This is a genomic window from Streptomyces sp. NPDC048419 (assembly GCF_043200415.1).
Classification (GTDB): Bacteria; Actinomycetota; Actinomycetes; order Streptomycetales; family Streptomycetaceae; genus Streptomyces.
Map to the genome: position 1 here is coordinate 114,832 of NZ_JBICXT010000024.1, position 11,366 is coordinate 126,197.

The 11,366-nt window shown below is 69.5% G+C and carries 9 protein-coding genes; 5 read left to right on the forward strand and 4 right to left on the reverse strand.

Annotated elements, in window-relative coordinates; genetic code table 11:
* The first annotated feature begins 107 nt into the window (after positions 1-107).
* Positions 108-3,233 carry an efflux RND transporter permease subunit gene (locus ACGFYN_RS36875; protein ID WP_393870320.1) on the forward strand — a complete coding sequence of 1,042 codons (3,126 nt, stop codon included), beginning with the start codon at positions 108-110 and terminating at the stop codon, positions 3,231-3,233.
* A 51-nt stretch (positions 3,234-3,284) separates the two neighbouring features.
* Here ACGFYN_RS36875 and nadA read toward each other — a convergent pair whose 3' ends face one another.
* Positions 3,285-4,469, reverse strand: coding sequence for a quinolinate synthase NadA (gene nadA, locus ACGFYN_RS36880; RefSeq protein WP_393870321.1), 1,185 nt, complete (start codon positions 4,467-4,469; stop codon positions 3,285-3,287).
* Positions 4,470-4,712: 243 nt separating this feature from the next.
* Here nadA and ACGFYN_RS36885 point away from each other — a divergent pair, with 243 nt between their 5' ends.
* Positions 4,713-5,069 carry an iron-sulfur cluster assembly accessory protein gene (locus ACGFYN_RS36885; RefSeq protein ID WP_030582488.1) on the forward strand — a complete coding sequence of 119 codons (357 nt, stop codon included), beginning with the start codon at positions 4,713-4,715 and terminating at the stop codon, positions 5,067-5,069.
* A 91-nt stretch (positions 5,070-5,160) separates the two neighbouring features.
* Here ACGFYN_RS36885 and ACGFYN_RS36890 read toward each other — a convergent pair whose 3' ends face one another.
* A complete protein-coding gene (locus ACGFYN_RS36890) occupies positions 5,161-6,897 on the reverse strand; it encodes a hypothetical protein (protein ID WP_393870322.1) in 1,737 nt (578 codons plus the stop codon).
* Between the two features lie 169 nt (positions 6,898-7,066).
* Positions 7,067-7,276 carry a hypothetical protein gene (locus ACGFYN_RS36895; protein ID WP_393870323.1) on the reverse strand — a complete coding sequence of 70 codons (210 nt, stop codon included), beginning with the start codon at positions 7,274-7,276 and terminating at the stop codon, positions 7,067-7,069.
* A gap of 129 nt (positions 7,277-7,405) precedes the next feature.
* Here ACGFYN_RS36895 and ACGFYN_RS36900 point away from each other — a divergent pair, with 129 nt between their 5' ends.
* On the forward strand, positions 7,406-8,380 hold the full coding sequence (locus ACGFYN_RS36900) for a carbohydrate kinase family protein (protein WP_393870324.1): 975 nt from the start codon (positions 7,406-7,408) through the stop codon (positions 8,378-8,380).
* A 60-nt stretch (positions 8,381-8,440) separates the two neighbouring features.
* On the opposite strand, the gene ACGFYN_RS36905 is transcribed toward ACGFYN_RS36900, so the two are convergent.
* On the reverse strand, positions 8,441-9,817 hold the full coding sequence (locus tag ACGFYN_RS36905; protein ID WP_393870325.1) for a cysteine desulfurase/sulfurtransferase TusA family protein: 1,377 nt from the start codon (positions 9,815-9,817) through the stop codon (positions 8,441-8,443).
* A gap of 263 nt (positions 9,818-10,080) precedes the next feature.
* Here ACGFYN_RS36905 and coxB point away from each other — a divergent pair, with 263 nt between their 5' ends.
* Together coxB and ACGFYN_RS36915 are read left to right on the forward strand one after the other, a co-directional pair.
* Positions 10,081-11,043 carry a cytochrome c oxidase subunit II gene (gene coxB, locus ACGFYN_RS36910; RefSeq protein ID WP_393870326.1) on the forward strand — a complete coding sequence of 321 codons (963 nt, stop codon included), beginning with the start codon at positions 10,081-10,083 and terminating at the stop codon, positions 11,041-11,043.
* Positions 11,040-11,366, forward strand: a 327-nt coding sequence (locus tag ACGFYN_RS36915; protein ID WP_393870327.1) for a cbb3-type cytochrome c oxidase subunit I, incomplete at its 3' end; no start/stop codon positions are given. The genes coxB and ACGFYN_RS36915, both read left to right, overlap by 4 nt.

Consider the following 11,366-nt stretch of genomic DNA (forward strand, 5'->3'; position numbering starts at 1 on the left):
CTGGGGCCTACGGATCACCTCTCAGTGATGGCTCAGGGTGTAGGGGCGGGCGCTCACATGTGCGCCGCACCTGCCTTCTGCCGCTCACCGAAGAGAGACCCTCACCCATGTCCTGGCTGTCCAGGTTCAGCCTCGCGCAACGGGCCCTGATCGGGCTGATGTCCATCATCGCGCTCGCCTTCGGGGCGATAGCGATACCCCAGCTCAAGCAGCAGCTGCTGCCCTCCATCGAACTGCCCATGGTCTCCGTCCTCGTGCCGTACCAGGGCGCCTCCCCGGACGTGGTCGAGAAGCAGGTCGTGGAGCCCATCGAGGACAACCTCGAGGCCGTCGACGACATTTCGGGCGTCACCTCCAAGGCCAGTGAGGGCAACGCCGTGATCATGGCGTCCTTCGACTACGGCAGCGACACCAAGCAGCTCGTCGCCGACGTGCAGCAGGCGGTCAACCGGGCCCGTGTCCAGCTCCCGGACGACGTCGACCCGCAGGTCGTCGCCGGCTCGACCGACGACATGCCGACCGTCGTCCTCGCCGTCACCTCCGGCAAGGACCAGCAGGCCCTCGCCGACCAGCTGGACAAGACCGTCGTACCGGATCTGAAGGACGTCGACGGCGTCGGCCAGGTCACCGTCGACGGCGTACGAGACCTCCAGGTCTCCGTCACGCCGGACGGCAAGAAGCTGGCGGCGGCCGGCCTCACCGCGCAGGCGCTGTCGCAGTCCCTGCAGGCGGGCGGCGCGACCGTCCCCGCGGGCTCCTTCGACGAGGGCGGCCACAACCGCACCGTCCAGGTCGGCGGCGGCTTCACCTCGCTGCAGCAGATCAAGGACCTGATGGTCACGGGCGAGGGCGCCCAGGCCCAAAAGCCCGTACGCCTCGGCGACATCGCCACGGTCGAGCAGGAGCAGGCCGCGGCCGACTCCATCACCCGCACCGACGGCAAGCCGTCCCTCGCCGTGATGGTCACCATGGACCACGACGGCAGCGCGGTGGCCATCTCGGACGCGGTCAAGGACAAGCTCCCCGCCCTGCGCAAGGACCTGGGCTCCGAGACGAAGATCACGGTCGTCAGCGACCAGGGCCCTGCGGTCTCCAAGGCCATCAGCGGCCTCACCACCGAGGGCGGCCTCGGCCTGCTCTTCGCCGTCCTCGTCATCCTGGTCTTCCTCGCGTCGGTCCGCTCGACGCTCGTCACCGCGGTGAGCATCCCGCTCTCGGTCGTCCTGGCCCTGATCGTGCTGTGGACGCGGGACCTCTCGCTCAACATGCTGACGCTGGGCGCCCTGACCATCGCCATCGGCCGGGTCGTCGACGACTCGATCGTGGTCCTGGAGAACATCAAGCGGCACCTCGGCTACGGCGAGGAGCGCCAGGAGGCCATCCTCAAGGCGGTCCGCGAGGTCGCCGGCGCGGTCACCTCCTCCACCCTCACCACGGTCGCCGTGTTCCTCCCGATCGGCCTGGTCGGCGGCATGGTGGGCGAGCTGTTCGGCTCGTTCAGCATCACGGTGACGGCGGCCCTGCTGGCGTCGCTGCTGGTCTCGCTGACGGTCGTGCCGGTGCTGTCGTTCTGGTTCCTGCGCGCCCCGAAGGGCACGCCCGAGGACGCCGACGAGGCCCGCCGCACGGCCGAGGAGAAGGAGGCCAGGAGCAGACTCCAGCGCCTCTACGTCCCCGTCCTGCGCTTCGCCACCCGTCGCCGCCTGACCAGCGTGCTGCTCGCGGCGGTGATCCTGGTCGGCACGTTCGGCATGGCGCCGCTGCTGAAGACCAACTTCTTCGACCAGGGTGACCAGGAAGTCCTCACCGTCAAGCAGGAGTTGAGGCCCGGCACCAGCCTGGCGGCCACCGACGCCTCCGCGCAGCAGGTCGAGAAGCTGCTCGCCGGCGTCAAGGGCGTCAAGGACTACCAGGTCACGGTCGGCTCGTCCGGTTTCATGGCGGCCTTCGGCGGCGGCACGGGCACCAACCAGGCGTCGTACCAGGTGATGCTGGACGACAAGGCGTCGTCCGACGACGTGCAGAACGACATCGAGTCGGGTCTGAAGAAGCTCTCCGGCATCGGCACGACCACCGTCTCGGCCGGTGACGGCTTCGGCAACCAGGACCTGAGCGTCGTCGTGAAGGCGGCCGACGGGGCGGTGCTGAGCAAGGCGTCGGAGCAGGTGCGCTCCGCCGTGGCGGGCCTCGCCCATGTCACCGACGTCAGCAGCGACCTCTCGCAGAGCGTGCCGCGGATCTCGGTCAAGGCCACCTCCAAGGCGGCCGCGGCCGGCTTCAGCGACCAGACCCTGGGCGCGGCCGTCGCCGAGACGGTCAAGGGCACCACCGCCGCCAAGGCGGTCCTGGACGACACCGAGCGCGACGTCGTCATCAGGTCGGCGAAGCCGGCAACGACCCTGGACCAGCTGAAGAACCTCCGGCTCGGCCCGGTGAAGCTCGGCGACATCGCCACGGTGAAGCTGGTCGACGGCCCGGTGTCGATGACCCGCATCGACGGTCAGCGGGCCGCCACCATCACCGCGAAGCCGACCGGTGACAACACCGGGGCGGTCAGCACCAAGCTCCAGGCCAGGATCAAGGCGCTGAAGCTCCCCGCGGGCGCCACGGCCGAGATCGGCGGTGTCACCTCCGACCAGGACGACGCGTTCAAGAACCTGGGCCTGGCGATGCTGGCGGCGATCGCGATCGTCTTCATGCTGCTGGTCGCGACCTTCCGCTCGCTGGCCCAGCCGCTGATCCTGCTGGTCTCCATCCCGTTCGCGGCGACGGGCGCGATCGGCCTGCTGATCGCCACCGGCACCCCCATGGGTGTCCCCGCGATGATCGGCATGCTGATGCTGATCGGCATCGTGGTGACCAATGCGATCGTGCTGATCGACCTGATCAACCAGTACCGCAAGCAGGGTCACGGCGTCGTCGAGGCCGTCATCGAGGGCGGCCGTCACCGGCTGCGCCCGATCCTCATGACGGCCCTGGCAACGATCTTCGCCCTGCTCCCGATGGCCCTCGGCGTCACCGGCGAGGGCGGCTTCATCGCCCAGCCCCTCGCCGTGGTCGTCATCGGCGGCCTGATCACGTCGACCCTGCTGACCCTGCTCCTCGTCCCGACGCTCTACGCGATGCTCGAGCTCCGCAAGGAGCGGCGCGCGAAGAAGCGTGCGGCGAAGAGGCAGGCGAAGGCGGAGAAGCCGGAGAAGGCGGACAGGGCGCCGGAGCCGGCCGGCGTCTGACGGAACGCGAAAGGGCCGGGTCTCGCACGAGACCCGGCCCTTTCGTACGTCCTACGGCAGCGCCAGCATGCGCTCCAGCGCCAGCTTCGCGAACGCCTCCGTCTCCTTGTCGACCTCGATCCGGTTGACCGGGTTGCCCTCGGCCAGGGACTCCAGGGCCCAGACCAGATGGGGGAGGTCGATGCGGTTCATCGTCGAGCAGAAGCAGACCGTCTTGTCGAGGAAGACGATCTCCTTGCCCTCGGAGGCGAAACGGTTGGCGAGCCGGCGTACGAGATTGAGCTCGGTGCCGATGGCCCACTTGGAACCGGCCGGGGCCGCCTCCAGGGCCTTGATGATGTACTCCGTCGAGCCGACGTAGTCGGCGGCCGCGACGACCTCGTGCCGGCACTCGGGGTGGACCAGGACGTTCACGCCCGGGATGCGCTCGCGGACGTCGTTCACCGAGTCCAGCGAGAAGCGGCCGTGCACCGAGCAGTGGCCGCGCCACAGGATCATCTTCGCGTCGCGCAGCTGCTCGGCCGTCAGCCCGCCGTTCGGCTTGTGCGGGTTGTAGAGGACGCAGTCCTCCAGGGACATGCCCATGTCCCGCACGGCGGTGTTCCGGCCCAGGTGCTGGTCGGGCAGGAACAGCACCTTCTGGCCCTGCTGGAAGGCCCACTCCAGCGCCCGCCGGGCATTGGAGGAGGTGCAGATCGTGCCGCCGTGCTTGCCGGTGAAGGCCTTGATGTCGGCCGAGGAGTTCATGTACGACACCGGCACGACCTGCTCGGCCACGCCGGCCTCGGTCAGCACGTCCCAGCACTCGGCGACCTGCTCGGCCGTGGCCATGTCGGCCATGGAGCAGCCGGCGGCGAGGTCGGGGAGGATCACCTTCTGGTCGTCCGACGTCAGGATGTCCGCGGACTCCGCCATGAAGTGCACACCGCAGAACACGATGTACTCGGCCTCCGGGCGCGCCGCCGCGTCCCGGGCCAGCTTGAAGGAGTCACCCGTCACGTCGGCGAACTGGATGACCTCGTCGCGCTGGTAGTGGTGGCCGAGCACGAAGACCTTGTCGCCGAGCTTCTCCTTGGCCGCGCGGGCGCGGGCCACGAGATCGGGATCGGACGGCGAGGGCAGGTCACCGGGACACTCGACGCCGCGCTCGCTCTTCGGGTCGGCCTCGCGGCCGAGGAGCAGCAGGGCAAGAGGAGTCGGCTGTACGTCGAGCTCCGGGGTCTGGGCGGTGGTCACGACACGCACCCTTTCTACTTTTCGTCGAATTGACGTTATCTATCATAACCCGGTTCACGTCAGTTTGACGATGGTCATTGCGTCGATGTGACGTGAATCCCCATGAGCCGTTTTCCGCTTCCGGGAGCATGTGCGAGCATGAAGGAGGAGCCGAAAGTAAGGCGCCCGGCCCGGAATGAATCCGCGGCCTTGCCGGTTGCACTCGTCGGCAAGCAGTGTCCGTACAACCCGGGAGAGATGTAGATGTCCGTATCGGACGAGACCAGCACCGTCACCGACGGCATCATCCTGTCCGACGCCGCCGCGGCGAAGGTCAAGGCCCTGCTCGACCAGGAAGGCCGTGACGACCTGGCCCTGCGTGTCGCCGTTCAGCCTGGCGGCTGCTCCGGCCTGCGCTACCAGCTCTTCTTCGACGAGCGCTCGCTCGACGGCGACGTGGTGAAGGACTTCGGCGGCGTCAAGGTCGTCACCGACCGCATGAGCGCCCCGTACCTGGGCGGCGCTTCCATCGACTTCGTCGACACCATCGAGAAGCAGGGCTTCACGATCGACAACCCGAACGCGACGGGCTCCTGCGCCTGCGGCGACTCCTTCAGCTGAGCCGTCCGGCCCACTGACGCAGCCGAAGGCGGCGGCCCCCTCCGACAGGGCCGCCGCCTTCGCGTTTCCAGGGGACCTCCCGCGCGCGGGACTACTGCACCGCGGCGGTCCGGGGCAGCCGAGCCCCCTGCTTCGCCTGCGGAAGCGCCTTGCCGTCCGAGCCCTTGACCGTGCGGTCACCGACCGGCCGGTCCAGCTGCACCGTCTTGTGGATCTCCTTGGCGATCATGATGCAGACCTTGCCCTTCCAGGGCTTCTCGGTCACCTTGACGGTCACCTGGTCCGCGCTCTCGCCCGCCGTCGCCGTGTAGTCCGCGCACACTCCGCCCGTGAAGCTCACGGTCAGCTCCTTGCCGTCCGCGGTCCAGCCGTCCACCTTGACGTCACGCGTGGCCGGCGCCGAGGTCGGCTCGTCGCCCGGGGCGGTGGCCGACGGGGTGGGCGTGGCCGAGTTCGAGGCCAGGTACTTCGGGTCGACGGCCGGATACGTCACGGTGAAGCCGTTCTGCGCGCCCGCGCCCTTCACCTGGAACAGCCAGGACGGCACCAGCGCCTGCCGCCCGTCCACGGCCCGCGCGGCCAGCCCGAACACCGCGCTCTCGATCGTGACGGTCTCCTTCGGGGCGGTGCCGGCCGTCGACCGCCCGCACGGCTGCTCCAGCCGGTCCTTCAGGGGTACGGGACTGGCGCAGCCGCCGATGCCCATGCGGTGGTCGGTCGTGGGCGCCGAGTTCATCAGCTCCAGCGTCTTGCGCGCACCCAGCACGGGATAGGTGTCGCTCTTCTCCGGTGCCTTCAACTGGCCGGTCCCGCCGACCACTTCGCCCTGCGCGCTCACCGTCAGACCGGTCGTCCAGCCGTACGTGGGCAACCCGCCGACCTTGGGATTCGCGTTCACCACCCGCTGGGCGCCCATGACCTGGCTCGCATCCACCTTGGCGTCGTCCTGCCCGATCGCCTTCAGCACCGGGGCCGCGGCCCGCTCGGCGTCCGCCGGGCTCACCCGCTTCCCGGCCGGGTTCGCGGGATCCTTCGTGCAGGTGGCGATGCCGTTGCAGTCGTCGGTGCCGGCCGCGTACCGGCGGAACGTCCACGTCCCCGGCGCCTGCTTGTCCACCACCAGGCTCGGACCGGACCCGTCCTTTGCGGGACCGATCTGCCAGGACTGCCCGCGCACCACCGGCGTACCGTCCAGCCCGAGCGCCTTCGCCAGCCGCGCCACCTCCTCCTTGCCGACCTCACCGCCCGCCCGGTACACGGGCGCGGAGCCGGGACCGCCGGGAAGCGAGCCGTCGACCTTGTACGTCACGCCGTACGGATTGGGCTCCCCGGGCGCGATCCCGTTCGAACCGCTCCCGGAGTACCCGTCGAGAGCCAGCGGCGGGGGAGTGCCACCGTCACCGGACGCCCCGGGGTCCGCACCTGAGCCGTTCCCTCCGGAGGCCCCCATGGCCAGATATGCACCACCACCTCCTACGAGGAGCACGGCGGCGGCGACGGAGGCGACGAGCACGGGGGTGCGCCGGCGGGAGGGCGTGGCGTGGTCGAGCTCGTGGGGGCCGGGGACCTCGGTGGAGGCGGCGGCCCCGTCGTCGGCGCCGGCCTCGACGTCGGCCTCGACGTCTGCCTCGGCCTCGGCGTCGTCGTCGGATCCGGCCGTGTCCGCCTCGGTCCGGGCCTCGGCAGCGCCCTCGCGTGCCGGCTCCGGAGCGTCCGGGCCGGCCTTCGCGGCGCCGGGAGCCTCGGCGCCGTCGGCGCGCCGCTCCGTCCCGTCGCTCCGCTCGTCGGCGGAGTCGGCGGCGTCGTTGTCGGGTCGCTCGGTGTTCACCGCATCGCTCCTTCTGCTGCACTGCTGTCCTGTGACCCTGACCCGGCCCTGTCAAAACGGACAGCCGGAGGGTCGTATCGCGCATCCCCTCGAAGGGGGACGGCGATGGGACGCAGCGGGGGAGCGCGCGGTTCCCTCAAGCGCGCCGAACGGAGCTGCCGGACCGTGTTCAGTCGCCGTAGTCCGACATGGCCTCCAGCAGGCGGGCCGAGGTCGGAGGCACCTTCACGCCGTGGATGAGTGACAGGGGGACCGGAAGGGGAACGATCCGTTCGGGGGCGGCCCAGTGGGGGACCATCCGGGCGCAGTCGCCGCGCAGCGACGCGAGGTCACCTTCGAGGTCGACCGGTGCCGGAGTATGGACCTTGAGGTTCGTCATAACGGAACCGTATGCACGCACAAGCCCGCGAAGAAAGATCTACTATCGGGTAGTTTTGGCCACTTCAGAGGCCCGTCACGACCCGATAGCGTGAACTGTCAACCCGTCTCCCCACAGGAGAGTCCCCCCGTGCGCATCGCAGTCACAGGCTCCATCGCCACCGACCACCTCATGACCTTCCCAGGCCGCTTCGCCGACCAGCTCGTCGCGGACCAGCTGCACACGGTCTCGCTCTCCTTCCTGGTCGACAACCTCGACGTCCGCCGGGGCGGCGTCGGAGCGAACATCGCCTTCGGCATGGGTCAGCTCGGCACGGACCCCATCCTGGTCGGCGCCGCCGGCTTCGACTTCGACGACTACCGCTCCTGGCTGGAACGCCACGGCGTCGACACCGACTCCGTCCGTATCTCGGAGACGCTGCACACCGCGCGCTTCGTCTGCACCACCGACGCCGACCACAACCAGATCGGCTCGTTCTACACGGGTGCGATGAGCGAGGCCCGGCTGATCGAGCTGAAGACCGTCGCGGACCGCGTCGGCGGTCTCGACCTGGTCCTGATCGGCGCCGACGACCCGGAGGGCATGCTCCGGCACACGGAGGAGTGCCGCTCGCGCGGCATCCCCTTCGCCGCCGACTTCTCCCAGCAGATCGCCCGCATGGACGGCGACGAGATCCGGATACTGCTGGACGGCGCCACGTACCTCTTCTCGAACCAGTACGAGAAGGGCCTGATCGAGTCCAAGACCGGCTGGAGCGACGCCGAGATCCTCGCCAAGGTCGGCCACCGCGTCACCACGCTCGGCTCGAGCGGCGTCCGCATCGAGCGGGCCGGCGAGGACCCGATCGAGGTCGGCTGCCCCGACGAGGAGCGCAAGGCCGACCCCACGGGCGTCGGCGACGCCTTCCGCGCCGGCTTCCTGTCCGGACTGGCCTGGGGCGTCTCGCTGGAGCGCGCCGCGCAGGTCGGCTGCATGCTGGCCACCCTCGTCATCGAGACCGTGGGCACGCAGGAGTACCAGCTGCGGCGGGGCCACTTCATGGACCGCTTCATGAAGGCGTACGGCGACGAGCCCGCGGCCGAGGTCCGCAAGTACCTGGCCTGATTCGCCCGGTCGGGGCGCGTGGGGACTGGTCGCACAGTTCCCCGCGCCCGTTCAGGGGGTTCAGGTCGCCCGGCGGACCACGTACGCCGCGCCTCGTTCCGCCGGCTCCTCGCCCACGTACTCCTGCTCCCGCATCTCGCACCACGCGGGGATGTCCAGGCGGGCCGCCCCGTCGTCGGACAGGACGCGGATCAGGCCGCCGACCGGCACGTCCCCGATGACCTTGGCCAGCTCGATGACGGGGATCGGGCAGCGCTTGCCGAGGGCGTCGACGACCAGGACGTCCTGCAGCACGGTGGCCGCCGGAGCCGGCGCCCCGAGCTTCTCGCGCACCCCCGCCACGGCCCCCGGCAGCACCTCCAGGAACCGCTCGACGTCCTCCGCGCCCGTTCCCACCGGCAGCGAAACACGCACATTCCCCTCACTCAGCACCCCCATCGCCTTCAGCACATGGCTGGGTGTCAGCGTGCTGCTCGTGCAGGATGATCCGGACGAGACGGAGAAACCCTCCCGGTCCAGCTCGTGCAGCAGTGTCTCTCCGTCGACATAGAGACAGGAGAAGGTGACGATCCCGGGCAGCCGCCGCTCCGGATCCCCGACCACATCCACGTCCGCCACCAGCTCCGGCACCCGCGCCCTGATCCGCTGCGTCAGCTCCCGCAGCCGTAGCGCCTCTTCCGCCGCCTCGGCGCGCACCGCCCGCAGGGAGGCGGCCGCCGCCACGATCGCCGGAAGGTTCTCGAACCCGGCGGCCCGCCCCGACTCCCGCTCGTCGGCAGGCCCTTGCGGCGCGAACCGGACGCCCTTGCGTACGGCGAGCAGCCCCACCCCCGAGGGCCCGCCCCACTTGTGGGCGCTGCCCGTCAGCAGCGACCATTCGCCCTCGACCGGCCCCCACCCGAGCGACTGCGCCGCGTCCACCAGCAGCGGCACCCCGGACTCCCGGCACAGCGCGGCCACTTCCGCCACGGGCTGCTCGGTCCCCACCTCGTGGTTGGCCGACTGAAGACAGGCCAGCGCGGTGCCGGGGCGCAGAGCGGCGGCGTACGACGCCGGCGCCACCCTGCCCTGCCGGTCCACCTCGACCTGCGTGACGCTCCCACCGCCTGCCTCGTGCGTGTCAGCCGCATGGAGCACCGAGGAGTGTTCGATCGCCGACACGATCAGGTGACGCCCGATCCGGTGACGCGCGGCCAACGCCCCCGCGATTCCGGTGTGCACGGCCCGCGTCCCGGACGAGGTGAAGACCAACTCGTCCGCCCGGCACCCCACCGCTTCGGCCGCCGCCTCCCGCGCCGCGTCCAGCAGCATCCGGGCCCGCCGCCCCTCCCGGTACAGCCGCGCGGGATCGGCCCACCCCTCATCGAGCGAGGCCAACAGCGCCTGACGGGCGACAGGATGAAGAGGCGCGGAGGAAGCAGCATCGAAATAGGCCATACGCAAACGCTAGAGCGCCCGGACTGCAGCCCGCCCAAAAGGGGCGCGGAAAAAGGCGCGATCAGCCACAAACAACCCGCAGCCGCCAATCCAGCGAACCCACAGAGTGACTAGGCACCCCTCCCCGCGAACCCTGAGAACGCGTCGGCTAGGGTTTGGTCCGCATAAACATCCAAACCCCTGCCCGACGCAGGGCGGCGACCGACCACCGAGAAGGCAGGCCGCAGCCAACCGCGCGGGCGAGACTCTCGGGAAGGCGCTACGTGAGTCCCAACGGCTCCGACCGCTCGCCGCGGCGCCCGATGCGGCGGAAGCTGCTGCAGGCAATGACCGCGGGCCTGGTCCTGGCGACCGCCACCGGTTGCACATACAAGGACTTCCCCCGCCTTGGTATGCCCACCCCGACCACGGAAGAGGCTCCGCGGATCCTCTCCCTGTGGCAGGGCTCCTGGGCCGCCGCGCTCGCCACCGGCGTGCTGGTGTGGGGCCTGATCATCTGGAGCACGATCTTCCACCGGCGCAGCCGCACCAAGATCGAGGTTCCGCCGCAGACCCGGTACAACATGCCGATCGAGGCGCTGTACACGGTCGTTCCGCTCGTCATCGTCTCCGTGTTCTTCTACTTCACGGCCCGTGACGAGACGAAGATCCTCAGTCTCACCGACAAGAAGCCCACCGTTACGGTGAACGTCGTGGGCTTCCAGTGGAGCTGGGGCTTCAACTACATCGCGCCCGTCGCGGGTTCCACAGGCGATGCGAAGACCGACAAGAACCTGGCCAACATTCCGGACCGGTTCAAGAAGGACTTCCCGGCGAACGCCGGCGGTGTCTACGACGTCGGCACTCCCGCCACGAAGAACCCGCAGACCGGCAACCCGGGTCCGACGCTGTGGCTGCCGAAGGGCGAGACGGTCCGCTTCGTCCTCACCTCTCGTGACGTCATCCACTCCTTCTGGGTGGTGCCGTTCCTGATGAAGATGGACGTCATCCCGGGCCACACCAACTCCTTCCAGGTGACCCCCAACAAGGAGGGCACCTTCCTGGGCAAGTGCGCCGAGCTGTGCGGCGTCGACCACTCCCGGATGCTGTTCAACGTGAAGGTCGTCTCCCCTGAGCGCTACGAACAGCACCTCAAGGACCTCGCCAAGAAGGGGCAGACCGGTTACGTTCCCGCCGGCATCGCGCAGACGAGCCACGAGAAGAACCGGGAGACGAACAACCTGTGAGCATCCTCAACGAACCCCAGGGTGCCGCGGCAGCTGAGGGACACTACTCAGACGAGCTGCCGGTCCGGCGCAAGCAGCCCGGCAACGTCGTGATCAAGTGGCTGACGACCACTGACCACAAGACGATCGGGACGCTGTATCTCGTCACGTCGTTCGCGTTCTTCCTGATCGGCGGCGTGATGGCGCTGCTGATGCGCGCCGAACTGGCCCGGCCTGGTCTGCAGATCATGTCGAACGAGCAGTTCAACCAGGCGTTCACGATGCACGGCACGATCATGCTGCTGATGTTCGCGACGCCGCTGTTCGCCGGCTTCACGAACTGG